This window comes from Kitasatospora sp. NPDC087271 (assembly GCF_044744605.1).
Classification (GTDB): domain Bacteria; phylum Actinomycetota; class Actinomycetes; order Streptomycetales; family Streptomycetaceae; genus Kitasatospora.
On the sequence record NZ_JBIUYQ010000016.1, the window covers coordinates 166,881 to 191,961 of the forward strand.

General features: G+C 73.3%; 23 protein-coding genes, 1 pseudogene and 2 riboswitches. Of the genes and pseudogenes, 9 read left to right on the plus strand and 15 right to left on the minus strand.

Annotated elements, in window-relative coordinates:
* The first annotated feature begins 5 nt into the window (after window positions 1-5).
* On the plus strand, window positions 6-749 hold the full coding sequence (locus tag ACIO9K_RS25530) for a hypothetical protein (RefSeq protein WP_363618858.1): 744 nt from the start codon (window positions 6-8) through the stop codon (window positions 747-749).
* On the opposite strand, the gene ACIO9K_RS25535 is transcribed toward ACIO9K_RS25530, so the two are convergent.
* The 5 genes from ACIO9K_RS25535 to ACIO9K_RS25555 form a co-directional block, all read right to left on the minus strand.
* The gene (locus ACIO9K_RS25535; protein ID WP_363582976.1) at window positions 746-1,501 is read right to left on the minus strand and encodes an endonuclease/exonuclease/phosphatase family protein; all 756 of its coding nucleotides are present in this window, start codon (window positions 1,499-1,501) and stop codon (window positions 746-748) included. The two genes, ACIO9K_RS25530 and ACIO9K_RS25535, sit on opposite strands and share 4 nt — an antisense overlap.
* Before the next feature lie 133 nt (window positions 1,502-1,634).
* Window positions 1,635-2,579: an ROK family glucokinase gene (locus tag ACIO9K_RS25540; RefSeq protein ID WP_363582978.1), complete on the minus strand. Its 945-nt coding sequence runs from the start codon at window positions 2,577-2,579 to the stop codon at window positions 1,635-1,637.
* 193 nt (window positions 2,580-2,772) lie between these two features.
* On the minus strand, window positions 2,773-3,150 hold the full coding sequence (locus ACIO9K_RS25545; protein WP_400333411.1) for a DUF5304 family protein: 378 nt from the start codon (window positions 3,148-3,150) through the stop codon (window positions 2,773-2,775).
* 85 nt (window positions 3,151-3,235) lie between these two features.
* Complete coding sequence (locus tag ACIO9K_RS25550; protein ID WP_363618857.1) at window positions 3,236-4,408, minus strand: ArsA-related P-loop ATPase; 1,173 nt, start codon at window positions 4,406-4,408, stop codon at window positions 3,236-3,238.
* A gap of 24 nt (window positions 4,409-4,432) precedes the next feature.
* Entirely contained in the window at window positions 4,433-4,894 is a 462-nt protein-coding gene (locus tag ACIO9K_RS25555) for an SRPBCC family protein (RefSeq protein ID WP_350884431.1), read from the minus strand.
* 325 nt (window positions 4,895-5,219) lie between these two features.
* Between ACIO9K_RS25555 and ACIO9K_RS25560 the strand changes: the two genes are divergently transcribed.
* Window positions 5,220-7,013: an AMP-dependent synthetase/ligase gene (locus ACIO9K_RS25560; RefSeq protein WP_400333415.1), complete on the plus strand. Its 1,794-nt coding sequence runs from the start codon at window positions 5,220-5,222 to the stop codon at window positions 7,011-7,013.
* A 62-nt stretch (window positions 7,014-7,075) separates the two neighbouring features.
* Here ACIO9K_RS25560 and ACIO9K_RS25565 read toward each other — a convergent pair whose 3' ends face one another.
* Window positions 7,076-8,212, minus strand: a complete 1,137-nt coding sequence (locus ACIO9K_RS25565) for a glycosyltransferase family 4 protein (protein ID WP_363618855.1) — start codon at window positions 8,210-8,212, stop codon at window positions 7,076-7,078.
* 244 nt (window positions 8,213-8,456) lie between these two features.
* Here ACIO9K_RS25565 and ACIO9K_RS25570 point away from each other — a divergent pair, with 244 nt between their 5' ends.
* Complete coding sequence (locus ACIO9K_RS25570; RefSeq protein WP_400333419.1) at window positions 8,457-9,896, plus strand: glycosyltransferase 87 family protein; 1,440 nt, start codon at window positions 8,457-8,459, stop codon at window positions 9,894-9,896.
* A 13-nt stretch (window positions 9,897-9,909) separates the two neighbouring features.
* Here the strand turns inward: ACIO9K_RS25570 and ACIO9K_RS25575 are convergent, their stop codons facing one another.
* The 6 genes from ACIO9K_RS25575 to ACIO9K_RS25600 all read right to left on the minus strand — a co-directional run bounded on the left by ACIO9K_RS25575 (window position 9,910) and on the right by ACIO9K_RS25600 (window position 17,177).
* A complete protein-coding gene (locus ACIO9K_RS25575; protein ID WP_400333422.1) occupies window positions 9,910-10,941 on the minus strand; it encodes a hypothetical protein in 1,032 nt (343 codons plus the stop codon).
* A gap of 188 nt (window positions 10,942-11,129) precedes the next feature.
* Complete coding sequence (locus tag ACIO9K_RS25580) at window positions 11,130-12,176, minus strand: NlpC/P60 family protein (protein WP_400333425.1); 1,047 nt, start codon at window positions 12,174-12,176, stop codon at window positions 11,130-11,132.
* 227 nt (window positions 12,177-12,403) lie between these two features.
* Window positions 12,404-13,549 (minus strand): NlpC/P60 family protein, encoded by a 1,146-nt coding sequence (locus ACIO9K_RS25585; protein ID WP_363582994.1) that lies wholly within the window; start codon window positions 13,547-13,549, stop codon window positions 12,404-12,406.
* A 10-nt stretch (window positions 13,550-13,559) separates the two neighbouring features.
* Window positions 13,560-13,709, minus strand: a riboswitch (cyclic di-AMP (ydaO/yuaA leader).
* 337 nt (window positions 13,710-14,046) lie between these two features.
* A complete protein-coding gene (locus ACIO9K_RS25590) occupies window positions 14,047-15,081 on the minus strand; it encodes an NlpC/P60 family protein (RefSeq protein ID WP_387811613.1) in 1,035 nt (344 codons plus the stop codon).
* 200 nt (window positions 15,082-15,281) lie between these two features.
* The gene (locus tag ACIO9K_RS25595; RefSeq protein ID WP_400333456.1) at window positions 15,282-16,643 is read right to left on the minus strand and encodes an NYN domain-containing protein; all 1,362 of its coding nucleotides are present in this window, start codon (window positions 16,641-16,643) and stop codon (window positions 15,282-15,284) included.
* 270 nt (window positions 16,644-16,913) lie between these two features.
* Window positions 16,914-17,177 carry a hypothetical protein gene (locus ACIO9K_RS25600; RefSeq protein WP_350886362.1) on the minus strand — a complete coding sequence of 88 codons (264 nt, stop codon included), beginning with the start codon at window positions 17,175-17,177 and terminating at the stop codon, window positions 16,914-16,916.
* A 201-nt stretch (window positions 17,178-17,378) separates the two neighbouring features.
* Here ACIO9K_RS25600 and ACIO9K_RS25605 point away from each other — a divergent pair, with 201 nt between their 5' ends.
* Both ACIO9K_RS25605 and ACIO9K_RS25610 read left to right on the plus strand, forming a co-directional pair.
* The gene (locus tag ACIO9K_RS25605) at window positions 17,379-18,161 is read left to right on the plus strand and encodes a rhomboid family intramembrane serine protease (protein WP_363618850.1); all 783 of its coding nucleotides are present in this window, start codon (window positions 17,379-17,381) and stop codon (window positions 18,159-18,161) included.
* Window positions 18,162-18,202: 41 nt separating this feature from the next.
* Complete coding sequence (locus tag ACIO9K_RS25610; RefSeq protein ID WP_063347281.1) at window positions 18,203-18,484, plus strand: Lrp/AsnC ligand binding domain-containing protein; 282 nt, start codon at window positions 18,203-18,205, stop codon at window positions 18,482-18,484.
* 27 nt (window positions 18,485-18,511) lie between these two features.
* Here the strand turns inward: ACIO9K_RS25610 and ACIO9K_RS25615 are convergent, their stop codons facing one another.
* The 3 genes from ACIO9K_RS25615 to ACIO9K_RS25625 all read right to left on the minus strand — a co-directional run bounded on the left by ACIO9K_RS25615 (window position 18,512) and on the right by ACIO9K_RS25625 (window position 21,792).
* Complete coding sequence (locus ACIO9K_RS25615) at window positions 18,512-19,891, minus strand: aminotransferase class V-fold PLP-dependent enzyme (RefSeq protein ID WP_363618849.1); 1,380 nt, start codon at window positions 19,889-19,891, stop codon at window positions 18,512-18,514.
* A gap of 53 nt (window positions 19,892-19,944) precedes the next feature.
* A riboswitch (SAM riboswitch) is annotated at window positions 19,945-20,062 on the minus strand.
* Between the two features lie 107 nt (window positions 20,063-20,169).
* The gene (trpD, locus tag ACIO9K_RS25620; RefSeq protein ID WP_400333432.1) at window positions 20,170-21,246 is read right to left on the minus strand and encodes an anthranilate phosphoribosyltransferase; all 1,077 of its coding nucleotides are present in this window, start codon (window positions 21,244-21,246) and stop codon (window positions 20,170-20,172) included.
* A gap of 120 nt (window positions 21,247-21,366) precedes the next feature.
* Window positions 21,367-21,792 (minus strand): hypothetical protein, encoded by a 426-nt coding sequence (locus ACIO9K_RS25625; protein ID WP_350886353.1) that lies wholly within the window; start codon window positions 21,790-21,792, stop codon window positions 21,367-21,369.
* A gap of 396 nt (window positions 21,793-22,188) precedes the next feature.
* Here ACIO9K_RS25625 and ACIO9K_RS25630 point away from each other — a divergent pair, with 396 nt between their 5' ends.
* The 4 genes and pseudogenes from ACIO9K_RS25630 to ACIO9K_RS25645 form a co-directional block, all read left to right on the plus strand.
* Window positions 22,189-22,809 (plus strand): heme-copper oxidase subunit III, encoded by a 621-nt coding sequence (locus tag ACIO9K_RS25630; RefSeq protein WP_063347284.1) that lies wholly within the window; start codon window positions 22,189-22,191, stop codon window positions 22,807-22,809.
* Window positions 22,810-22,997: 188 nt separating this feature from the next.
* Window positions 22,998-23,807: a c-type cytochrome gene (locus ACIO9K_RS25635; protein ID WP_363618848.1), complete on the plus strand. Its 810-nt coding sequence runs from the start codon at window positions 22,998-23,000 to the stop codon at window positions 23,805-23,807.
* A gap of 8 nt (window positions 23,808-23,815) precedes the next feature.
* Complete coding sequence (locus ACIO9K_RS25640; RefSeq protein WP_363583006.1) at window positions 23,816-24,868, plus strand: Rieske 2Fe-2S domain-containing protein; 1,053 nt, start codon at window positions 23,816-23,818, stop codon at window positions 24,866-24,868.
* Window positions 24,865-25,081, plus strand: a pseudogene (locus ACIO9K_RS25645) (ubiquinol-cytochrome c reductase cytochrome b subunit); the annotation flags it as partial. The gene ACIO9K_RS25640 and the pseudogene ACIO9K_RS25645, both read left to right, overlap by 4 nt.

The following is a 25,081-nucleotide window of genomic DNA, read 5'->3' on the forward strand; positions in this document are numbered from 1 at the left end:
CGGAAGTGCACGAGAGCAGCACGGCGGGCGGCGGGGACGAGGCACCCCGCGAGGACGGCACGGCGAAGGACGGCACCGCGCAGAGCGGCGCCCCGGCGGACCGTCCGGGGGCGGACGGCGTCACCGCCCCGGCCGCGGAGGCCCCCGAAGCGACGGCCGCCGACCGGCGCCCGGCCGAACCGGACGCCACCGCGCCCGCGGAGCCCCGCACCCGGCGCGCCCCCGAGCGCAGCCAGGCCGAGCAGGACGAGATCTTCGCCGCCCTGGTCGCCCAGTTCGACGACCCCGTGGACCTCACCAATCCCAACTGGCCGGAGGTCGAGAACCTCCGGGCCCAGAGCGAGCTGAAGGGCGGCCTCAAGGACGCCCCCGGCTCCCGGACCGACCCGGACGACCTCGCCGACCTCGCCCCGCAGCCCCGCCCCCGCTCCGGTCGGCCGGTGATGCCGGCGGCGGGCTCGGGCCCGCGCGACTTCGAGCTGGCCGAGGAGACCGACGAGGACCACTACGTCCCGCCGGAGCCCCCGCCGCTGCCGACCGCCGACGTCACCGCGAAGTTCGCCTGGCTCGCGGTGCTCGGCGGCCCCGCCCTGCTGCTGTTCGACGCGGTGGTGTGGCGGGAGATCGCCGGCTGGCCGGCCTGGGTCGGGATCACCGCCTTCCTCGGCGGCTTCGTCACCCTGGTGACCCGGATGAAGGACCGCGACGAGGACGAGCCCGAGGACCCGGACAACGGCGCGGTCGTCTAGGTTGCCGGAGCCTCCGGCAGCTCCAGCACCGCGAGCACCGGCAGGTGGTCGGTCGCGGCGCGCAGGTCGGCCTCGGTGACGCCGGGCAGCCCGTGCGGCACCCCGCAGCCGAGGACGGTGATCCCGGGCGTGGCGAACACGGCGTCGATCCGCTGGTAGGGGCGCTCGGGGACGGACGTGAACTCGCCGCCCCAGGGCGCGGTCGGGTACCCGTCCTGGAGCCGCGCGGCCAGCAGCTGCCAGCCCCTGCCGTCCGGGTGCTCGTTGAAGTCCCCTGCCACGATGCCGTGTTCGGCGATCCCGAGCTGGTCGAGCAGCAGCTCGAACTGGCCGTACCGCTCGTCGGCGTCCAGGCTGAGGTGGCAGCTGGTGAGGGTGAACGGCGCCGCTCCGGGCAGTCGCAGCAGCGCGGTGGCGAAGCCCCGGGCGTGCAGGCCGCGGGTCTTGGGCAGCAGCCGGTCGTGCACGCCCAGCAGTTGCGCCGCGCCGGGCCGGCCGAGCAGCAGCGGCCCGGCGGCGGTCCGGCCGCCGCCGGCCAGGACGGCCGTCCCGGTGCTCCGGGCCAGCCAGGCGGCCTGGCCCTCGGGCCGCCAGTAGCGCGGCGACTCCTGGATGCAGACCAGGTCGGGCGCGCAGGCCCGGATCACCCGGGCCAGCGCCCGCCGGTCGTCCCGCAGCGAGCGGATGTTGTAGCTGAGCAGGCGCAGCCGGCGCGGACCGGGCGGCGGCGGTTCGGCGGGTGCCGTGGTCATGGTCCTGGTCCTCCCCGTACGTACGTGGCGCGTGGGACGACCGTACGGCAGGGCCGGGGGTGTGCGTCGGCGGCGGCGCGTCCGGGGTTGGTCGGGGTCCGGTCGCACCGCCGCCGGCGGGTTCGGGGGGTGGCTACGCGGTGCGGGCCAGGTCGGCGGCGCCGACGATGCCGGCGGCGGAGCCCATCGAGGCCAGCACGACCTCGGCGCGCGGGCGGTGGATGCCGCCGGTGAGGTAGTGCTCGAAGGCCTTGGCGACCGGGTCGAGCAGCAGGCGGCCGGAGTCGGAGACGCCGCCGCCGAGGACGAAGACGCCCGGGTCGAAGAGCGCGGCGAGGTCGGCCATGCCGCGGCCGAGCCAGTCGGCCAGTTCGGCGTAGCACTCCAGGGCGAGCGGGTCGCCCTCCTCGGCCGCCTCGGTGATGTGGATGCCGCGGATGGTCTCGGCGACGCCGTCGTTGAGCTCCAGCATCCGCCGGCCGCGCACCTGGTCGGCGGCGGCCTTCTCCCGGCCGTAGCGGCGCAGCGCCCGCCCGGAGCCGTACTGCTCCCAGCAGCCCTTGCCGCCGCAGCCGCAGGCCAGGCCGTCGGGGACCATGTTGAGGTGGCCGATCTCGCCGGCCACGCCGAACCGGCCGCGGTGCAGCCGGCCGTCGAGGACGATGCCGCCGCCGATGCCGGTGCCGACGGTGATCAGCACCATGTCCCGGTGGTCGGCGGCGGCGCCGAAGCGGAACTCGGCCCAGGCGGCGCAGTTGGCGTCGTTCTCGACGACGGTGTCCAGGCCTGCGAGCTCCTCGATGCGGCCGCGCAGCGGCTCGTTCTCCCAGTCGATGTTGGGAGCGAAGATCACCGTGGAACGGTTGCTGTCCACGAAGCCGGGGGCGCCGACGCCGACGGCGGTGACGTCGGGGTGCTGCTCCTTGAGCTCGCGCACGGCCTGCGCGATGGCATCGACCGCCCACTGCGGGTCGGCCGGGGTGGGCACCCTGGTCCGGGCCAGGATCGCGCCCGCCTCGTCGACCACGCCTGCCGCGATCTTGGTCCCGCCGACATCGACGCCGATGGTCAGAGCCATGTGTCCCTCAGCTATTCACTCGTTCCCGCTGGGCGGAACGGTACCGCCCAACCCTGCCCCCCGTACACAGCCTCGCATACATTAACCGAAGACAATCATGGACCAACCGGGCCGCCAAGCTTCAAAAGTCGTATCTAATCGCCCGCTTCGTCACGCACCAGAGCAACGCGATCACGGTTCGAAGGTTACGGATTCACTGCTTGGCGGACGCCTCGTCAGGCGTGTCGAGGTCGATCCGCTCGGTGGCGGAGCCCTCGCCGGCCGTCCAGCGGTGCTCGTGGCCGGCCACCGCGGCCCGGTAGGCGGCCAGCAGTTCAGTGCCCGCGGCGGCCAGTCCGGAGCCGGCGGCGGCGAGGTGGGAGTAGACCTCGGGCTGCTGGGTGCGCAGCCGGTCGGCCAGCCCGGAGAGGGTGATCAGGGTGTCGGCGCTCGCCTCCTGCGCCTTCTGGCCGACGGCGGAGGCGAGCTTGCGCACCTCGTCCACCAGCGGGCCCAGCTCCGGCCCGAACGGGTGGGCCTGCGGGCCGCCCGGCTCGGCGGTGGGCTCGGTCCGGTCGTCGGTGCTGGTCATCGCGGGCGCCTCCTCAGCCGGGGCCGCACCCCGCGGCCCTCGGGCCCGACGCTACCGGACAGCCGGCAGGGGCCCCGAAAGGGCTTCAGCCCCGGGGCCAGAGCGCCGGGTCGGGCGCGAACCGTACCGAGAGCGCCCCGTCGTGCAGGCTCGCGCCGGCCACCGTGCAGCGGCGCAGCGCGGACGGCAGGGTGAGCACCCGGCGGTGGGCGCCGAGGCCGACGACCAGTTCGTCGCCGCGCCGGACGAGGTCCAGCTCGGCCCGGTCGGCGCCGGGCAGCACGAGGTGCCAGACCAGCAGGCCTTCCTCGGCGAGGCGGTCCTCGACCGGCCAGGGCTCGGGGGCCAGCCGCTCCGGGCCGGGCCCGCCCCCGTACAGGCGGTCGGCGACGGCCTCCAGGGTGGCCTCGGCCAGTCCGGTGGCCAGCACCGGGGCATCGGTCTCGGCGGCGAGCTCGGCCAGTTCCTCCCGGCGGCGGCGGGCCAGCGCGGCCAGCCACGGGTCCGGCGAGTCGGCCGCGCCCTCGGGCAGCACTCCGTGCACCACGACGGCGTCCGGCCGGTGGCCGTGCAGGGCCAACCCGGCCCGGATCCGGCCCAGTTCCCGGTACGGGTGGCCGTCGGCGGGCACGACCAGGCGCACGCTGGTGCCGGGCGCGGCGATCGCGGCGCGGGACTCGGCGAGCACCGCGGCGGCCTTGGTCCGCCCCTCGTACAGCCACTCGGCGGGCATCGGCACGCCGGCCAGGCCGGCCAGCAGCGGGCGCAGCGCCCGGGCGGCCTGCCGCTGCTCGGGGACGAGCCGGTCCAGGTAGCGCTCCAGCTGCTCGGGCAGGGCGAGGGTGGCGATCAGCTCGGCGGGCGGCGGGGCGAGCACGACCAGGACGTCCTGGTCGGCGGCGGGCAGGGCGCGCAGCAGGGCGATCCGGGCGATGCCGGGGAGGGCGGTCAGCTCCTCGGGGTCGAGCTGCTCGGCGCCGAGCAGGTCGAGGGCGGGCTTGAGCCGGCTGGTGAGCTCGCCGGCGGCGTACCGGAAGGCGGCCTGCTCGTCGATCCGGGAGACGGTCAGGCCGGGTGCGTAGCGGGCCGGTTCGGGCTCCAGGCGGGTGCCGAGGACGCCGTCCAGGGCGCGGTGCGGGTCGTCGGCGGCCAGCAGCCAGGTGCGGTGGCCGCGCCGGGCGGCGTGCAGGGCGGTGGCGGCGGCCACCACCGGCGCGCCCGCGTCGCCGCTGACCAGGATGGTGCGTGTCGCCGTCATGCCGTCGGCCCCCGTTCCGCCGCGTCAGCCCTGGACGGGCTTCTTGCCGTCGGCGTCCTCGACGCGCTTCTTCAGACCGGCCAGGGCGCGGTCGATGATGACCTTCTCGGCCTTGCGCTTGATCATGCCGAGCATCGGGATCTTGACGTCCACGGCGAGCTGGTACGTCACCTCGGTGCGGCTGCCGGAGAGCGGGGCGAGGGAGTAGGAGCCGTCCAGCGAGCGGAGCATCTGGCTGCGCACGAGGGTCCAGCCGACCTCGCGGTCGCCGTCCCAGGTGTAGGCGAGGACGTGCTCGTCGCGGATGGCGCCGGCGTCGAGCAGCAGGCGGACCTGGGCGGCGCGGCCGTCCTCGCCGGCTTCCAGGACCTCGACCTCCTTGACCTCTCCGGTCCAGGCCGGGTAGGCGGCGAAGTCGGCGATCACGGCCATGACCGTGGCCGGGGTCGCGTCGATGGTGATGCTCGACCTGGTGTGCTCCGCCATGGAATGGCCCTCCGCGTCGTCCCTCTGCCTGCCGGTCCGGTCGAGCGTGCTCGGCCTTGTCCGCCCGGAGCAGGCTACCGCGACCAGCGATCGGCTCGGCCGCGCGGGCCGCGGCTCGGCGGGGGCCCGGCGCCGGTCGGCGGGGCATGCTACCGGCCGGTCACCTCGGGGCTGTCGTAGGGTGCCATTCGAACGACCCGGTCACGGCCTGGTCGGACCCGGCCGGGTGTGACACTTCGAACACCGGAGCCGACCCCCCTGGTCGAAGCTGCCTACCGGGCAGTAACGTCCTGCCGTCCCGCAGCGTCGCGAACGAGGAGCAGTCTTGCTCGACTTCAGCCTTCCGGCTCTCTATCAGGTACCCGACGGCGGTAATCTCTCCGACCCTGTGCACCGGAACGCGGCGGAGCACCCGGACGTCGCGGTGCTCAGCCGGAAGGTGGACGGCCGCTGGCAGGAGTTGACCGCGGTGCAGTTCCTGGCCGAGGTGCACGCCGCCGCCAAGGGCCTGATCGCCGCGGGCATCGAGCCGGGCGACCGGGTGGGCGTCATGTCCCGCACCCGGTACGAGTGGACGCTGCTGGACTTCGCGATCTGGACGGCCGGCGCGATCACCGTCCCGGTGTACGAGACCTCCTCCGCCGAGCAGGTCGAGTGGATCCTCGGCGACTCCGGCGCGGTCGCCGTCGTCACCGAGACCGACCAGCACGTCAAGGTGGTCGACGAGGTCCGCGGCCGGCTCACCGGGCTGAAGCACACCTGGCAGATCGAGGGCGGCGCGATCGCCGCGCTGGCCGAGGCCGGGAAGGACGTCCCGGACGAGACGGTGCAGGAGCGCCGCTCGACCGCGACCGCCGACTCGATCGCCACCATCGTCTACACCTCGGGCACCACCGGCCGCCCGAAGGGCTGTCAGCTGACGCACGCCAACTTCCTCGCCGAGTGCGGCAACGTGGTGGAGCGCCTGGCCCCGCTGTTCCGCACCGGCGACAGCTCCGTCCTGCTGTTCCTGCCGCTGGCCCACGTGCTCGGTCGGATCGCCGAGATCGCCACCGCGATGGCGCCGATCAAGCTGGGCCACGTCTCCGACGTCAGGGACGTCACCACCGAGCTGGCCGCCTTCAAGCCGAGCCTGATCCTGGGCGTGCCGAGAGTCTTCGAGAAGGTCTACAACACCGCCCGTGCCAAGGCCCAGGCCGACGGCAAGGGCAAGATCTTCGACAAGGCCGCCGACACCGCGATCGCCTACAGCCGGGCGCTGGACGCCGGCGGCGCGGGCCTGGGCCTGCGGATCAAGCACGCGGTCTTCGACAAGCTGGTCTACAGCAAGCTGCGCGCGGCCCTCGGCGGCCGGGCCACCCACGCCATCTCCGGCGGCGCCCCGCTCGGCGAGCGGCTGGGCCACTTCTACCGGGGCATCGGCTTCACCGTCCTGGAGGGCTACGGCCTGACCGAAACCTGCGCGGCCACCGCCTTCAACCCGTGGGACAAGCCGAAGATCGGCACGGTCGGCCAGCCGGTGCCCGGTGCCTCGGTGCGGATCGCCGAGGACGGCGAGGTCTTCTTCAAGGGCCCGCACGTCTTCACCGGCTACTGGAACAACCCGCAGGCCACCGCCGACACCCTCAAGGACGGCTGGATCGCCACCGGTGACCTCGGCTCGCTCGACTCCGAGGGCTACCTGACCATCACCGGCCGCAAGAAGGAGATCATCGTCACCGCGGGCGGCAAGAACGTCGCCCCGGCCGTGATCGAGGACCGCATCCGGGCGCACGCACTGGTCGGCGAGGTCATGGTGGTCGGCGACCGCAAGCCCTTCGTGGCCTGCCTGATCACCGTCGACCCGGACTTCTTCCCCAAGTGGAAGGAGCTCAACGGCAAGCCCGCCACCGCCACGGTGGCCGAGCTGAGCCAGGACCCGGACCTGCTGGCCGCCCTCCAGGCCGCGGTGGACGACGGCAACGCGGCCGTCTCGCACGCCGAGGCGGTCAAGAAGTTCCGCCTGCTGGACACCGAGTTCTCCGAGGAGAGCGGCCACCTGACGCCCTCCCTCAAGCTCAAGCGCAACCTCGTGCTGAAGGACTTCGCCGCCGACATCGAGGCGATCTACCAGAAGTAGCCGGGTACGGGCCCCGCCTCCGGCGAAGGAGACGGGGCCCGCTCACGGGTCCGGACCCGGGTCTAGGCCGCCAGCAGCGAGGTCAGCCGCCCGGCCAGCAGGTCCCAGCGCCAGGAGCGCTCCACCCAGCGCCGCCCGGCCTCGCCCATCCGCCGCCGCAGCTCCTCGTCGCCCAGCAGCCGGACGATCCGCTCGGCGGCCGCGGCGGCCGAGCCGCCCGGCACCACGTACCCGGTCTCGCCCTCCAGCACCGCGTCCGGCGCGCCGCCGGAGTCACCGGCGACCACCGGCAGACCGGTCGCCGAGGCCTCCAGGTAGACGATGCCCAGGCCCTCGACGTCCAGCCCCCCGCGCCTGGTCCGGCAGGGCATCGCGAAGACGTCCCCGGCCCCGTAGTGGGCGGGCAGCTCCTCCCACGGCACCGCGCCGGTGAAGCGCACCGAGGCCCGGACCCCCTTGGCGTCGGCCAGCTTCTCCAGATCCGCCCGGTACGGGCCGCCGCCGACGATCAGCAGCACGGCGTCCGGCACGTCGGCGAGGATCTGCGGCATCGCCTCGATCAGCGTGTCCTGGCCCTTGCGCGGCACCAGCCGGGAGACGCAGACCACCACCGGCCGGTCCGCCAGCCCGAGCCGGCGACGCACCTCGGCGCCCCCCGAGCCCGGGTGGAAGGTCGTCTCGTCCACGCCCGGCGGCAGCTGCACCATCCGGGCCGCGGCCTGCGGCCCGACCGCGCCCGCGATCCGGGACCGGGTGTACTCCCCCAGGTAGGTCAGCACGTCGGTGCCCGCGCCGATCCGCCGCAGCAACTGCCGGGCGGCCGGCAGCTGGGCCCAGGCGGCCTCGTGCCCGTGGGTCATGCCGAGCAGGCGCTCCGCACCGGCCCGGCGCAGCGCGGGCGCCATCAGCCCGAGCGGGGCGGCGGCGCCGAACCAGACCGAGTCGCACTTCTCCGCCCGCAGGATCTCGGCGGCCCGCCGGGTGACCCGCGGTGTGGGAACCATCACCTTCGTCCGGTCCCGGACCACCGGGAACGGCTGCTCGGCGTCGAAGCGGGCCACCTCGCTGCCGTCCCGCCAGGTGGAGGCGTACACCACGATGCTCCCGGCGGGCTGACGTACAGCCATGTTGTGCACGAAGGCCTGGATGCCGCCGGGGCGGGGCGGGAAGTCGTTGGTGACGATCAAGGTTCGGTGCATTCAGGCCACGGCTCGCTTGTCGGGGGGTGCTCGGTGTACCGCTGGGTGATCCGTACGATAGGTCAACACCATGACCCGCCGGGAACGGATCCGCGCACGGCAACCGTTTCACCCCCGGGTCAGTCCTAGTACCTAGGCGGCCGGTGGCGGCCCGGCCAAGCGTGCCGCGCCCGCCCCTCCGACCGCCCGGGCGTCCGTCGCGCGGCGCCTCCGGTGGGACGTCCGAGACGAACGAGGGAGCGCAGTGGAGTTGGCCCCGGCCACCGAGTCCGGTACACCCAGCGGCGCCGCCGGCCCCGGCCCGACGCCGGCCGCCCGGCAGGAGCCGGCCCGTGCCCCCGGCCGCCCGTTCGGGGCGCTCGCCGCACTCGGTGCCACCTGGGTGGCCACCCGGACGGTGCTGGTGCTGCTGATGACCGGCGTGGTCAAGGGGCTCGGCGGGGACATCACCGCCGACGTCTGGATGATCTACCACGCCTGGTACGGCGTCCTGCAGACCGGCACCTTCCCGTTCGACGACGTGACCTGGCAGTACCCGCCCGGCGCGGCCCTGGTGATCCTGCTGCCCGGCCTGCTGCCCTGGTCGTACCTGGTCTCCTTCTGGGTGATCTGCGGGATCGCCGACGTCGCCGCCACCGCCCTGCTGGTCCGCACCGGACTGCGCCGGGGCCGGGCACTGACCGGCGCCTGGATGTGGGTGGTGGCCGTGCCGCTGCTCGGCCCGATGGTCTACAACCGGCTGGACATCATCGTCACCGCGATCGCCCTGGCCGGCCTGCTGGCGCTGATCCGCCGCCCGGCGATCGGCGGGATGCTGCTCGGCCTGGGCGGGATCATCAAGATCTGGCCGCTGCTCGCCCTGATCGGCACCCCCTCCGGCCGCCGCACCCGCCGCGCCTGGACGCTGGCCGCGGCCACCGCCGTCTCGGTGGGCTTCCTGCTCGCGGCCGGGATGAACGGCGCCTTCGGCTTCCTCGCCTTCCAGAAGGAACGCGGCATCGAGGTGGAGTCGCTCGGCGCGCTGCCACTGCACTTCGCCCGGCTCGCGGACGCCTGGGACGGCAGGGTCACCATGAACTACGGCTCCCCGGAGATGCTCGGGCCGTGGGTCCCCGTGATCAGCAAGGTGATGATGGCCGGCACCGTGCTGGGCTTCGCCTGGCTGCTGCTCTGGCGCTTCACCGCCAAGCGCCGCAACGCGACCACCATGTACGACGCGGCGCTCAGCGCGCTGCTCATCTTCACCGTCACCAGCCGGGTGATCAGCCCGCAGTACCTGGTCTGGCTGATCGGCGTCGCCGCCGTCTGCCTGACCGTGCGCGGCAGCAGCCAGCGGCCGGTGGCCCTGCTGATCCTGCTCGCCTGCCCGCTGACGCTGGCCGAGTTCCCGCTGATGTTCAGCCGGATCCTCGCCAGCGAGCCCTGGGGCGTCACCGTGCTCAGCCTGCGCAACCTGCTGCTGCTGGCCGCCACCGTGCTCTCCTGCGTCCGGCTCTGGCGCGCCACCCGCGGCCCGGCACAGCTCCCGGCGACGGTGGTGCTGGCCAAGCCCGAGCCGGTGCCCGCCGGCGCCTACCCGGTGCGCCCCGGCATCGCCTACGAGCAGGACCTGCTGGACGGCATCGACCGGCCCGGCACCCCGGCCAGGCAGCGGCCCGGCACCCCGGCCAGGCAGCGGCGCTGAACGACGCGCGCCTTCAATCGCGCAGCGCGGCCACCTCGTCCAGCCAGAGCCGGGTGAACTCGGCCAGGCCGACGCCCGGTCCGGCCCGGAGCAGCCGGTCCAGCCGGCGGTCCCGGTCCTCCCCCTGCCCGTCGGCCGCGCCGACCGCCCGGTAGAACGCCACGAGCCGCTCGGGCCCGTAGCGCCGGGCGATCAGCTCGCAGGCGAGCCAGGCCTGCTCGTACGCCTGGGCGATGCCGTCGGCCCCCGCGGTGAAGTCCCGGTCGGCGGGCAGCGCGGTGGGCAGCCGGCCGGCGGCGACGTCCCGGGCCAGCTCGGGGGCGATCTGCTGCGGGCGCCGGCCGGAGCCCCGGTAGGCGGTCCAGTCGGCGACGCCCTCGGAGAGCCAGAGCGGTGTCCAGGCCCGGGTGTCGGCCCTGGTCGCGACGTGGGTGGCCTCGTGGGTGACGACCACCTGCCGGCCGAAGTCGCTGAGCCGCCCGAACGTGCCGGGGTTGACCAGCACCCGGTCGGCGGGGGTGTGCCAGGGCGCGCCGGGGGCGGCCGAGGTGACCGCCGCCATGCCCGCCCAGCCCGCCGGGTCGACCTCCAGCAGCCGGGCGAACTGCTCCGCGGTGGCGGGTACTTCGAGCAGCAGGCGGCCCGCCCAGCCGGTGCCCCAGACCTCGCTCACGGCGGGTGCGGCCCGGTCGGCCACCGCGACCAGACCGGCCGGGTCGGGCCCGTCGGCCAGTCCGAGCACCAGGCAGTGCGCGCCCGCTGCGGACCGGGCGGAGCCGAGGTCCCAGAGCGCCGGGGGCCCGCTCGCGCTCTCCTCCCGGTCGACCCGCCAGCCGCCGCCGACCAGGACCAGGTCGATCCGGCGCGGGTACACCACCGGGTAGTCGTCGTACCCGGTGATCCGGACCGCCAGGTCGGCGGCGGCCGTGAGCCTCTCCGGTCCGGCGTCCGCGCCGAGCACCAGGTTGCGGTAGCCGGCCTCGATCGCCGCCGGTCCGGACCAGGAGGGAAGCGCCCGGGCCCGCGCGTCCAGCAGCGCGGCCACCTCGGCCCGCCGGTCCGACGCCCACCGGTCCGACGCCCGCCCGGCCGCGGAGGGGGCCGCCGGGGCCGCCGGCGGCAGCGACAGCTGGGCCAGCCCGCCGGCCGCGAGCAGCAGCGCACCGCGCCGGGACAGCGTCCGGCGGGCGCCGTCTATCGGGTGGGGGGCGTCGGGGTCGGACGGTGCCGGGCTCAGAGCCGGACCACCCCCGCGACCGGCATCGCGTTGACGCTCTCGTAGCGGACCTTGGCGCCCGGGTAGGGGGCGTGCACGATCACCCCGCCGCCGGCGTACATCCCGACGTGGTGCATGTCCCGGTAGAAGATCACCAGGTCTCCCGGCCGCGCTTCGGAGAGGCTGACCCGCTGCCCGGCGTACGCCTGGGCCTGCGAGGTGCGCGGCAGGGTCACTCCGGCCTGCCGCCAGCTGTAGTACATCAGACCGGAGCAGTCGAAGGCGCGGGGCCCGGTGGATCCGTAGAGGTAGGGCGAGCCGATCATCCGCACCGCGGCCGCCAGCGCGGCCGCCCCGCGCTCGGAGGCGGGCGGGGCCGTGCCGAGGTCCAGCCGGTCGGTGCCCCGGGTGGCGCGCTGCTCGGCCTCCCGGGCGTCCTGGGCGGCCATCCGGGCCCGCTCGGCGACGCCCAGGCTGTTGAGCAGCCGCTGGGCCTGGGTGAGCCGCTGCTGGATCTGCTGCTTGCTGTCGGCGAGCGAGCGACGGACCTGGTCGAGTTCGGCGAGCTTGCCGGCGGTCTCGGTGCGGCGCTGGTCGAGCCGGCGCTGGCGGGTGGCCAGTTCGTGCAGGGTCTCCTGCTGCCGCTCGGCGGCCTGGTCGAGGGTGCGGGCCCGGGACAGGTAGCCCTCCGGGTCTGTGGAGAGCATCAGCTGGACGGTCTGGGCCATGCCGCCGCCGCGGTACTCGGCGCCGGCCACGGTGGCGAGGTCGCCGCGCAGCTGGTTGAGCTGGTCCTGGGCGACGGCGATCTCGCCCTGGAGGACGGTCGTCTCGCCCTGGAGCCGCTGCTGCGCCTCCTGGGCGGCGTTGTACTTCTCGGACGCCTGCTCGGCCTCGCCGTAGAGCTGCTCCACCTGCGCCTTGACGTCCTTGCGGGTGGGCGTGTCCGGCGCGGCGGGGGCGGCCTGGGCACTGCCGCCCGTCGTCACACCCAGGGCGGTGGCGGCGGCCGCGGTCAGCACCAGCGCACGGGCGAGCAGTTGGGAACGACGGTGCACGGGCATGGCGGCAGCGGCTCCGATCCGGCGGTGGGGCCCCGCCGCCGCCCCAACGCGGGCGGCCCTGGAAGCGGAGTCCGGTGGCAGACGTTAGCGAGTCCGGGCAACCGAGTCCAAACCCCTGCCAACCCGAATATTTGACCCGCAATCGGACATCAGTCCGAGACGCCGGAAAAGCCGCAGGCCCGGCCTTCCGTGGTGGAAGGCCGGGCCTGGGAGGGCCTGAGCGGGGATCAGACCCGCACGATGGAGGTCAGCGGCATGTTGCCGACGGCCTCGTAGCGGACCGACGCGCCCGGCTTGGGCGCGTGCAGCACCTGGCCGTTGCCCGCGTAGATGCCGACGTGGTGGGCGTCCCCGTAGAAGATCAGCAGGTCGCCGGGCTGGGCCTGGGAGAGGTCGGTGCCGATCCGGGTACCGGCGTGGGCCTGCTCCTGCGAGGTGCGCGGCAGCGAGACGTCGACCTGGTTGAACGCCCAGACCATCAGGCCCGAGCAGTCGAAGGAGCCGGGGCCGGAGGCGCCGTAGACGTACGGGCTGCCGATCTTGGAGGCGGCGATGGACAGCGCCGCGGCGCCGCGCGAGCTGCCGGCGCTCGGCTTGGTGACCGGCGCGGCGGGGGCCTGCGACGCGCTCAGGTCGGTGCGGCTGTTGTCGCGGGAGGAGCGGTCGGCGGCCTGCTGGGCCGCCGCCTGCTGCTGGGCGGCCTTCGCCGCGGCGTCGGCCTTCGCCTTGGCCTCGGCGGCGGCCTTCTCCTCGGCCGCGCGGATCGCCTGGCGCTCCTGCTCGGACAGGGTGTTGAAGAGGTCCTGCGCGGCCTTGAGCTTGCCCTGGACCTCGTCCTTGGCGCTCTTCAGCTGCTGGGTGGTGGTCTCCATCTCGGCGAGCTTGCCCTGGGCCTCGGAGCGCACCTGGTCGAGCTTGCGCTGCTCGTCCTGGAGCTGCTTGAGCTGGCCCTTCTGGGTGCCGCCGGCCTGGTTCAGCGTGTCGGCCTGGCTCAGGAAGGTGTCCGGGCTGGCGGAGAACATCAGCTGGACGGTCTGGGATATGCCGCCGTTGCGGTACTGCTCGCCGGCGATCTCGGCCAGGCCGCCCTGGAGGTCGGTCACCTGTCCCTGCTGCCGCGCCACCTGGTCCTGCAGGTCGGTGACCTGCTTCTGCAGCTGCTGCTGCTTCTCCTGGGCGGCGTTGAGCTTCTCGGTCGCGACCTCGGCCTGCTCGTTGAGCTGGTCGACCTGCTCCTTGACCTGGTCCTTGGTCGGCTGCGGGTCGGCGTGGGCGCCGGACTGCGCGGACAGCGCGACGGCCGCCGCGGCGAAGCCGGTCAGGATCGAGACCCGGGTGCGACTGGCGGGCTTGGGACGACGATGGGACGCCACGAAGGCGGACTCCTTCTTCCTACGCCGTCTACCGGGTGAGCTGACGGGTTCGGGCCGGAAGCGTGCCCTACGACGCCTCACGGCCGTTCCACCGGCCGACCTGGCGCCGATTCACCCCGGAGGAACGTGGTTCCCCGGCTCCGTTCGACAGCACCCCCGACTGCTGGGCTCCCCGTCGGGCAGGCACTGGGCCCGCCCCGCTGCGTCACGAACTCGACGGAAACCACCGCCGCCACCCTGGCTGGGTGATCGGGAGTGCGGTGGTTCGGGGCACGACCCTAGTAACTGAACCGTGATCCGTTCAAATCCTTGTCAGAAAAAAGACGGAAGAAGACCAAAGTTCTTTTGTGAATATGACACATAGTGATCACCGCCGTACATAAAGCTGATCACTCTTCATCGGGGAGTCATGCTGCGGACAAAACCCGAACGCCACCCCCGGTCCGAGGGTGGCGTGGATCACAGGCCCGGACGGGCCCTTCGGGCGTGTCGGGACGTCAGACCCGGCGGATCGTGTTGATCTGCATCGCGTCGACCTTCATCACCTTCACCACGTCACCGGTGTGCGGCGCGTGCACCACCATGCCGTTGCCGATGTACATCCCGACGTGGTGCCGGTCGGGGCCGTAGATGACCAGGTCGCCCGGCTGGGCCTGGTCCAGCGAGACCCTGGTGCCGACGTTGCCCTGCTCCTGCGAGGTGCGCGGCAGCGAGACGCCGGCCTGGCCGTACGCCCAGACCATCAGGCCCGAGCAGTCGAAGGTGGTCGAGCCGGTGGCGCCCCACACGTACGGCGAGCCCTGCTTGCTCATCGCCTTGGCGACGGCCACGCCCGCGTAGCCGCCGGCCTGCGGGAGGCTGCCGAGGTCGGCACGGTCGCTGCCGCGCGAGGCGCGGTCGTCCTGCTGCTGCTGGGCCCGCAGCGCGGCGCGGTCGGAGGCGCTGAGCGAGTTCAGCAGGTCCTGCGCGGCCTTCAGCTTCTGGTTGACGTCCGTCTTGGCCTGGTTCAGGTCCTTGGTGGTGGAGTCGAGCGAGGCCAGGACGGCGGCGGCCTCGGACTTCTCCTGGTCCAGCCGACGCTGCTGGTCCAGCAGGCCCTTGAGCGCCTCGGACTCGCTGGCGCTTGCCTGCTGGGCGCTGGACGCCTTCTCCAGGTAGCCCGACGGGTCCGAGGAGAGCATCAGCTGGACGGACGGGTCGATGCCGCCGGTGCGGTACTGCTCGCCCGCCACGCCGGCCAGGCCGGTCTGCAGCTGGGTCATCTCGTCCTGGCTGCGGGCCACCTTGTCCTGCAGCTGGTCGGACTGCTTGCGGAGCTGGTCGGCCCGCTCCTTGGCGCCGTTGTACTTCTCCGCCGCCTGCTCCTGGTCCTGCTGGAGCTGGTCGATCTGCGCCTTGACGTCGCTCTTGCTCGGCTGGGGCGCGGCGTGCGCGGCGACCTGCGCGGAGAGGGCGACCGCGGTCGCCGCGGCAGCGGTGAGCACGGAGACCCGGGCGCGGCTCGGCTGCTTGGGACGGCGGTGGGAGGCCAAGGGAATTGCTCCTTCTTCCATCGGCCTCACCCGATCAGGTGAGAATCCGGAAAATAGGTTTGACGCCACACCCTAGGGAAGATCCACGGGTTTTGCCACTCCCCCGAAGGCGTGAACTCCACTTCCCCCGCAGGCTTCACTGGATGTGCACACCACCGCAAACCGGGCGCTGACCAGGCGTCATCCCGCCGCGGCAGCCCTCAGGGCCGCGCCAGCCGGTTCAGCAGCAGAACGGAAGCCACGGGGCGCGCGCCGGCCTTCCGCACGCCCTCCGCGACCTCCCGGTCGGTGGACACCACCACCACCGGACGGCCCTGCGGCTCGGCCCGCACCAGACGGCGGATCAGCTCGTCCGCGGTCTCGCCGGTCCGGCTGAACCGCACCCGCACCCCGCGCGGTGGCGCCATGATCACCGGAACGTCCAGGTCCTGCCCGTCGAACACGCAGGTGACCTCCGCCTGCGTGCGCTGGGCCAGCATCGCCAGCCCGCCCAGCAGCCGGATCCGCTGCTGCTCCAGCGGCAGCGTCGGGTAGCCCGTCTTGGTCACGTTGTAGCCGTCCACCACCAGGTGCACCTGCGGGATCGCCAGCAGTTGGTCCAGCAGCGCCGGATCGTCGTCGGCCAGACCGCGCCGGGCCACGTCGTGCGGCGAGGCCGCACCCGGCACCACCGCCTCCACCAGGTCCCCCGGCCGGATCTGGGAGACCGGCAGCGCCAGCTCCCGCTGGAGCCCCTGCGCCGACTGCAGCACCGTGTCCAGCAGCAGCCGCAGCCGCATGTCCTCGACGCTGCGGCCCTCGCGGGCCGACCGGCGGCCCTGCTCGGCCGCCGTCTCCAGCTCGCCGACCCGGTGCCGCAGCCGCCGCGCCTCGGACTCCGCGGCGCCACGCTCGGCGGCCGCCTGCGCCCTCGCGGCCTCCAGCTCGGCGGTCAGCCGCCTGGTCTCGGCCTGCGCCCGGCGGGTGTCGCTCTCCAGCGAGCGCACCTTCTTCCGCAGCGACTCGGCCTCCCGGCGGACGCCCTCGGACTCCGCGCGCTGCCGCTCCAGGTCCGCCCGGGCGGCGGACCGCAGCTCGGCGAGCTCCGCCTGCAACTTCTCCGCCAGCCGGGTGGCCTCGGCGGCCGCGCCCTCGGCGCCGGCCCGCTCGGCCTCCTCCCCGGCCTCGGCCACCAGCCGGCTCCAACCGGCCGACCGCACCAGGTAGGCGGCGGCCGCGACGTCCATCGGATCGGCGGCGCCCGGAACGCTGCCCGACTCCAACGCCTTCACCAGGTCCGGCTGGCCCAGCCTCAGCCGCTCCGCTATCCGCACCCGGAACGCCGGCTCCGACTCCAGCGCCGCGGCCAGCGCCGTGGCCGCGTACTTGGCCCGCCGGGCCGGGGTGAACTTGACGTACTGGCGCAGGCTCTGCGGCAGCTCGCCGGGCGGCAGCCCGCCGAGCGCGTCCGAGGCCAGGCCGACCACGCGCCGGCGCACGCCCTCGGGCAGCGGCCGGTCCAGCTTCTCGGCACCACGCTCCGGCGCCACCTCGCCGGAGCCCGCCGCCCCGCCGGGGCCCACCGACTCATCGGGACCCGCCGCCCCGCCGACGGCCGCAGGCTCGGACGGAGCCGCGTCGGCGGCCCGCGCCTGCACGGCCGCAGCGGGCTGAAGCCCCTGCGCTTCGGCGGGCTCCCTCGCTGCGTCCACCACGTCCTCGGCTCCGATCCTGGTCCTACGGGGTCACGGCCCGCGGCCGCCGCCCTGTCGTCACGCTCCGTGCGTCCTGTCTGTATTGTCCCAGCACGGCGGGCAGGCGCGCCGCGCACCCGCCCCCCGCGCCGTCGGGCGTCAGCCCTGCTCGGCGGAGGCCTCCGCGTTCTCGGCACCCGGACGGGCCACCAGCTCGACCTGGTCCACGGCGTTGCACCAGCGGCAGCGCACCGACTCGATCGTCTCGCTCAGCACCTCGGTCTCCTCGACCTTGGACTCGCCGGCCAGGTCGAAGTGCAGGAACTCGGTGACCCGCGCAGTGCGGGTCACGTCGAAGCGGGTGAGGTTTCCGCACAGGGTGCAGCGCCAGCGCGTCTCGGCGGTCAGGGCGGGGACGGTCATCGGGGGTCCTCTCGGGTGGTCCCTGGGTGGGCTAGGCGCTCCCCCCGGAGCCCCGGCGTCGGCGGCGGGAGGCGGGATTGCCCGCCCCAAGCCTATTGCCTGAGGCAACCATCCCGGCCACCAGTCAGGAGAACGAGCGGGCTAGTCCACCTGCCGTACAAGGCCGTGTCACACGCCCGACACGGAGGGATGCTTGGCCGCATGGCACTGACGGCCCCCGGGCACACCGACGCGCGGGGCGAGCACCCGTCCGTGCCCGCCCCGGCGGTCACCTACGCCCTGATCGCGGTCAACACCCTGGTGTTCCTGCTGGGCCCGGCCGCCGGGCTCAACCCGCTGTACGGCACCGGCCAGTCCCGGCTCTGCGCGGAGCAGCGGTACGAGCAGCGCTGGGGCGTCATCCCCGCCGAGGTGCTGGCCGGCCGCCCGCTGACCGCCGAGCAGCTGGCCCAGGCCCCCGACCCGGCCCCGGGCTGCCCGGCCGCGCCCACCCCGGGCAAGCACCCGGCGCTGTCCGTCCTCACCGGGCTCTTCGTGCACGCCGGCTGGCTGCACCTGCTGGGCAACCTGCTCTTCCTCCACGTCTTCGGCCCCACCGTCGAACGGCGGCTGGGCCGGGCCCGGTTCGCCGTCTTCTACCTGGCCGCCGGCAGCCTGGCCACGTACGGCTTCGCCCTCGCCGAGGCGCACTCCCCGGGCTCCACCCGGGTGCTGATCGGCGCCTCCGGCGCGATCTCCGCCGTCCTCGGCGCCTACCTGCGCTTCCATCCGCGCGCCCGGGTGACGACGCTCGTCCCGCTGCTGCTGTTCCTGCCGCTGCGCTTCCCGGCCTGGCTGGTGCTCGGCCTCTGGTTCGCCCTGCAGTGGTGGTCGGTCCACTCGGCCGGGCCCGGGGTGGCCTATCTGGTTCACGTGATCGGCTTCTCGGCGGGCTTCCTCTACGCCTGCACGGCGGTCAGCCACCCCCCGAGACGACCCGGCTGACGCCCGATACGCTGGCGGCACCCCACAAAGGAGCCCGAACAGTGATCACCGCCATCGTCCTGATCAAGACCAGTGTCGACCGCATCCCGGAGATCGCCGAAGCCATCGCGGCCATCGAGGGCGTCAGCGAGGTGTACTCGGTGACCGGCGGCTACGACCTGGTGGCGATGGTCCGGGTGCGCCGGCACGACGATCTGGCCGCGGTCATCCCGGGCCGGCTGAACAAGGTCCCGGGCGTGGCCCACACCGAGACCCAGATCGCCTTCCGCACCTACTCCCAGCACGACCTCGAGGCCGCCTTCGCCCTCGGCCTGGACGAGTAGGCCCCTCGGCCCCGCCGACCGGGCCCCTCAGCCCTGCTGACGCCCCCGGTCGACCTGCACGGTGGCGACGCAGCGCCCGCCCTCGTTGCGGTAGTTCCACGCGGCACCGTCCGTGACCAGCTCGCGCACGGCGGTCAGGAAGCGGTCGACGTGCTCGTCCGGGGTCCCGGCCCCGAAGCTCACCCGGATCGCGTTCAGGCTGCGCTCGCCGGGCAGCGACGGCTCGGGCGCCCCGCACTCGGAGGGGGAGACCTCTTCGTCCCCGAGCAGGGTGCGCAGCAGCGGGTGCGCGCAGAACAGGCCGTCGCGGACCCCGATGCCGTACTCGGCGGACAGCGCGGCCGAGAAGTGCGAGCTGTTCCAGCCCTGGACGACGAAGGACAGCACGCCCACCCGGGCCGCCTCGGCGCCGAACAGGGTCAGCACCTTGACCTGCGGGATCTCCGCCAGCCCGGCGGTCAGCCGGGCGATCAGCTGCCGCTCCCGGGCCTCCAGCGCGTCGAAGCCCGCCTCGCTCAGCGCCCGGCAGGCCGAGGCGATCGCGTAGGCGCCGATGACGTTCGGCGAGCCGGCCTCGTGCCGGGCCGGACCGGAGTGCCACTGGACGGCCACCGAGCCGTCGCTCTCCCGGGCCACCGTCCGGGTCGCCCCGCCGCCGGCCAGGTACGGGTCGGCCGCGTCCAGCCAGTCCGCCCGGCCGGCCAGCACGCCGGCGCCGAAGGGCGCGTAGATCTTGTGGCCGGAGAAGGCGATCCAGTCGACGTCCAGCTCGCGCACCGAGACCCGGTGGTGCGGGGCCAGCTGGGCGGCGTCCAGCACCACCCGGGCGCCGTGCCGGTGCGCGGTCCCGGTCAGCTCGGCGACCGGCCACAGCTCGCCGGTCACGTTGGAGGCTCCGGTGACGCAGAGCAGCTTGGGGCCCTCGGGCGCCTCGGCGAGCGCGGCGTCCAGGGCGGCGACCGCCTCGGCGTGCGAGCGCGGCGCGCGCAGGTAGTGGACGTCGAGCCCGGCGTGCGCCCAGGGCAGCAGCGAGGCGTGGTGCTCGGTCTCGAAGGCGAACACCCGGGTCCCGGCCGGGACGGCCGAGGCGAGCAGGTTCAGCGAGTCGGTGGTGGCCCGGGTGAAGACCACCTGGTCGCCCTCGCGCAGGTCGAGGAACTCGGCGACGGTGCGGCGGCTCTGCTCGAACAGGTCGGTGGACAGCTGGGAGAGGTACCCGGCGCCGCGGTGCACGCTGCCGTAGTAGGGGGCGTAGGCGGAGACGTCGTCCCAGACCCGCTGGAGCGCCGGGGAGCTGGCCGCGTAGTCGAGGGCCGCGTACCCGACCTTCTCGCCGCTGGCGAGCGGGACCTGGACGTCGTGGCCGAGGACGGCGAGGGGGGCGCAGATTTCGGTGGCGATCGACATGAGGATGCACTCCTTCTGGGGGTGTGGGACCCCGGGAGTGCTAAGTCGTCGGGCGTCCGCGCTTGCCGCACGGACGATTCGCCGAGCGACCCGGTCCTCACCCAGGGCACCCCGCCACGGACGGAGGGTTGCCGGACAGCAAGCTGGGGCTTGACGCTGTCACTCATGACCTGGCCAAGACTCTAGGTCGCGCCCAGCGAGTGGTCAAACAGGCATCCACCATCCGGACAGCCGAGGAGCCCGCGCCGGCGTTCCGGCACGGGCTCCCAAGTACCGCCTCACACCCGGCTGGTGGCCTCCGACCAACGCCGCAGCAGCTCCTGCGCCGCGCCCGAGTCGATGGCCCGCTCCGCCCGCGCCATGCCCGCCGCGAGCTGTTCGGTGAGCGGAGCCTCACCCAGGTCGAGCGCGACCAGCGCCGCCGCCGTGTTCATCAGGACGGCGTCCCTCACCGCCCCGCGCTCGCCGGCCAGCAGCCGCCGCGCGACCTCGGCGTTGTACGAGGGGTCCGCCCCGCGCAGCGCCTCGATGCCGACCAGCTCGACGCCGACGTCCCGCGGGTCGAAGGCGGTCTCGGTGACGGTCCCGTCCCGCACGATCCACACCTGCGAGGTGGTGGTGATGGTCAGCTCGTCCAGGCCGTCGTCGCCCCGGAAGACCAGGCCGGTCGAGCCGCGCCGGGCGAGCACGCCGGCGATCAGTCCGGCGAGCCGGGTGTCGAAGCAGCCGATCGCGTGCGAGGTGACCTTGGCCGGGTTGGTCAGCGGGCCGAGGATGTTGAACGCGGTCGGTACCCCGAGGTCGCGCCGGGCGGTGGCGGCGTGCCGCATCGACGGGTGGAACTTGGCCGCGAAGCAGAAGGTCAGCCCGACCTCCTCGGCGATCTCGGCGACCCGCCGGGCCGACAGGTCGAGGCGGACGCCGAGCTTCTCCAGCACGTCCGAGGAGCCGCTGGCCGAGGAGGAGGCCCGGTTGCCGTGCTTGACCACCTTGGCGCCGGCCGCGGCCGCGACGATCGCCGACATGGTGGAGATGTTGACGGTCTTGGCCCGGTCGCCGCCGGTGCCGACGATGTCCACGGCCGGGCCGGGGATGTCCAGCGGCTCGGCGTGCGCGTACATCGCGTCCACCAGGCCGGTGATCTCGTCGACCGTCTCGCCCTTGGCCCGCAGCGCCACCATGAACCCGGCCACCTGGACGGGGGACGCCTCGCCGCTCATGATCCGGTCCATCGCCCACGCGGTGGCCGAGCGGTCGAGGTCCTCCCCCTTCAACAGCGCCGCCAGGACGTCCGGCCAGGTGCGGACCACCTGCGCGGGTGCGGTACCACCGTTCGCAGGGCTCACGTTCACCATGGCTGACTCCAGCTGTTGTCGGGTTCCCCGCGTCGGGGGGACGTCCGTACGGATGGAGTCAGCCTATCGACCGGCGGGGTTCCCGCGGCGGCGTCTTCTCTGGTCCTGAGACGGCACCGCTCAGCGGCTGACGGGCGCCCGCTTGGCCAGCCGCGCCCGCAGCAGGGTGGCGACCGCCTCGGCCAGCGCCACCGGGTCCACCGGGCGCGAGATCGCGGCGTCGGCCCGGCTCCAGGCGGCCAGCCAGGAGTCCTGCGGCCGGCCGATCAGCACCAGCACCGGCGGGCAGCCGTAGATCTCGTCCTTGAGCTGGCGGCCGAGCCCGAGCCCGCCGGCCGGCACCGCCTCGCCGTCCAGGATGCAGAGGTCCACGCCGCCCTTCTCCAGTGCCTTCAGCACCGCGGGGGTGGTCGCGCACTCCAGGTAGGACAGTTCCGGAAGGTCCTCGACGGGCCGGCGGCCGAGTGCCGTCAGCACCTGCTCGCGGGTGTTGCGGTCATCGCTGTAGACGAGGACGGTGAGCGTCTCGTCGGTCGTGTACGCCATGGGCCCTGCTCCCTCAAGTGTGATCCGGACCACGTTCGCCTGATCCGGATGCTACTCCCGATCACCCGTCGCCGAGTCCCCCTCGCGGACCTTCCCCCCTCAAGCCGCCGCGCCCGCGACTCACCCGCCCGGAGGACGGCCCGTCACCCGGACCCGTCCAGACCACCCGTACGGCCGACAAGGGGCCCGCGCATTACCCCCGGAGGCTCCGCCAAGCGTGCAACGACGCGCTGGGCAACGGGGTCGCGGGCCCCTTCGAGGAACCGTCAGAAAAGGGACACGCCGCTGCTCAGCCGCCATTGGGACCCCCCACCGCCCTCCAGGGGGGCATACCGCACGCACCGGACACTCCGAGGGACACCCCCCGGCGTGAAGACGGAATAAGGGACCGACATAATGTCCGTCGTGGCGACAGCAACAGCAGTAGAAACCGGGCACGCGCACGGATCGGTCAACCGGCCGAACATGGTCAGCGTCGGAACGATCGTCTGGCTCAGTTCCGAGTTGATGTTCTTCGCGGCCCTCTTCGCGATGTACTTCACGCTCCGCTCCGTCAAGGGAGCCGAGTTCTGGACCGAGAAGGCGCACGCCCTCAACGTGCCCTTCTCCTCGGTCAACACCACGATCCTGGTGCTCTCCTCGCTGACCTGCCAGCTCGGCGTGTTCGCTGCCGAGCGCGGGGACGTGAAGAAGCTCCGCTCGTGGTTCGTCATCACCTTCGTGATGGGCGCGATCTTCATCGGCGGCCAGATCTTCGAGTACACCGAGCTGGTCAAGAAGGACGGCCTCTCGCTGTCCTCCGACCCGTACGGCACGGTGTTCTACCTGACCACCGGCTTCCACGGTCTGCACGTGACGGGTGGTCTGATCGCCTTCCTGCTGGTCCTGGGACGGACGTACGCAGCCAAGCGCTTCACGCACGAGCAGGCCACCGCCGCGATCGTCGTGTCGTACTACTGGCACTTCGTCGACGTCGTGTGGATCGGCCTGTTCGCGACCATCTACCTGATCAAGTAACCAGCTGATCAGGTCGCTGGCCACCGGCTTCGGTCCCCGCCCTCACCGGCGTCGGGCCGATTCTGCCGGTGGGCGACGCTCCCACCGACCGACCGCGCGCGCAGCCCTAGACAGGCAGCCTCGTGCCGGCCAGACCGGCCGCCGGGTGCACCCACCAGTCGACCAGATCCTGACACCGGGGTTATTCCGTGAAAAAGCTCTCCGCACGACGGCGCCACCCATTGGCGGCGCTGGTCGTCCTACTTCTCGCCCTGGCGGCAACCGGGGGGCTGTACGCCGCGTTCGCGCCCGCCGACAAGGCGCAGGCCGACGTCGCCGCGCAGTCGCTCGCGATCGATGAGGGCAAGAAGCTCTTCGCCGTGGGCTGCTCCTCGTGCCACGGCCTGAACGGCCAGGGCAGCAGCGACGGTCCGAGCCTGGTCGGCGTCGGCTCCGCCTCCGTCGACTTCCAGGTCGGTACCGGCCGCATGCCGGCCCAGCAGCCCGGCGCCCAGGTGCCGCGCAAGAAGAACATCTACTCGCAGGCGGAGATCGACCAGCTCGCCGCCTTCGTCGCCTCGCTCGGCCCCGGCCCGGTGACGCCGACCCCGGAGCAGTACACCTCGACCAACCCGGATGACATCTCCGCGGGTGGCGAGCTGTTCCGCACCAACTGCGCCCAGTGCCACAACTTCGCCGGCCAGGGCGGTGCCCTGACCAAGGGCAAGTACGCCCCGTCGCTGGAGGGCGTGGACGCCAAGCACATCTACGAGGCCATGCAGACCGGCCCGCAGAACATGCCGTCGTTCCCGGACACCACCATGCCCGAGGAGCAGAAGAAGCAGATCGTGGCCTTCGTCCGCCACACCACCTCCGATGAGCCCAACCCCGGTGGTCTCACGCTCGGCAGCCTCGGTCCGGTGACCGAGGGTCTGTTCGGCTGGATCTTCGGTCTCGGCACGCTCATCGCGGTCGCGATCTGGGTCGCCGCCCACACCACCAAGGCCAAGAAGTCATGAGCCACGACATGTCAGAAGAGAAGCTGCCGGAGTCGCACGGCTCCGCCGGTGACGTCGCCGCGCACGGCGACCCGTTCGCCGACCCGGGCCTGCCGGCCCACGAGCCCCGCCGCACCGACATCGACGAGCGGGCCGCCCAGCGGGCCGAGCGCCAGGTCTCGCTGATGTTCGTGGTCTCGATGCTCGCCACCATCGGCTTCATCGCCTCGTACGTGGCCATCGACCCGGACAAGATCGTCTACATCTTCCCGCTCGGTCACGTCAGCGCGCTGAACTTCGCGCTCGGCCTGACCCTGGGCGTCGCGCTGTTCATGATCGGCGCGGGTGCGGTCCACTGGGCCCGCACGCTGATGTCGGACGTCGAGCTGCCGGCCGAGCGCCACCCGATCGAGGCTGACGACGAGGTCCGCGCGGACGTCATCGAGCAGTTCAAGACCGGTGCCGCCGAGTCCGGTTTCGGCCGCCGCAAGATGATCCGCAACACCCTCATCGGCTCCATGGCGCTGGTCCCGCTCTCCGGCGTGGTCCTGCTCCGCGACCTCGGGCCGCTGCCCGAGAAGAAGCTGAAGGAGACGGGCTGGAACGAGGCGACCCCGGCCAAGCCCCTGCAGCTCATCAACATGAGCACCAACCTGCCGATGAAGGCCGAGGACATCGTCATCGGCTCGCTGACCTTCGCCATGCCCGAGGGTCTGCACGTCCACGACGAGGACTTCCAGCAGGCGATCGCCAAGGACGCCCTGATGCTGGTGCGCATCGCGCCGGACGACATCAAGGACGACCGGTCGCGGGAGAAGGCCTTCGAGGGCATCCTCGCCTACTCCAAGATCTGCACCCACGTCGGCTGCCCGATCAGCCTGTACGAGCAGCAGACCCACCACGCGCTCTGCCCCTGCCACCAGTCGACCTTCGACCTGGCGGACGGCGCGCGCGTGATCTTCGGCCCGGCCGGCCACCCGCTGCCGCAGCTGAAGATCATCACTGACGAGAAGGGCTACCTGGTCGCCACCGGCGACTTCGACGAGCCCGTCGGCCCGAGCTACTGGGAGCGTGCTCGATGAGTACGAGCAGCACCACCGGTGCCGCCAAGCCCGCCAGCACGCGCGCCAAGCCCGCCAACAAGTGGGAGGCCGCTGCTGACTGGACGGACGGCCGGGTGGGGATCTACTCCCTCGCCAAGGCCAACCTGCGCAAGATCTTCCCGGACCACTGGTCCTTCATGCTGGGCGAGATCTGCCTCTACACGTTCGTCATCATCATCCTGACCGGTGTCT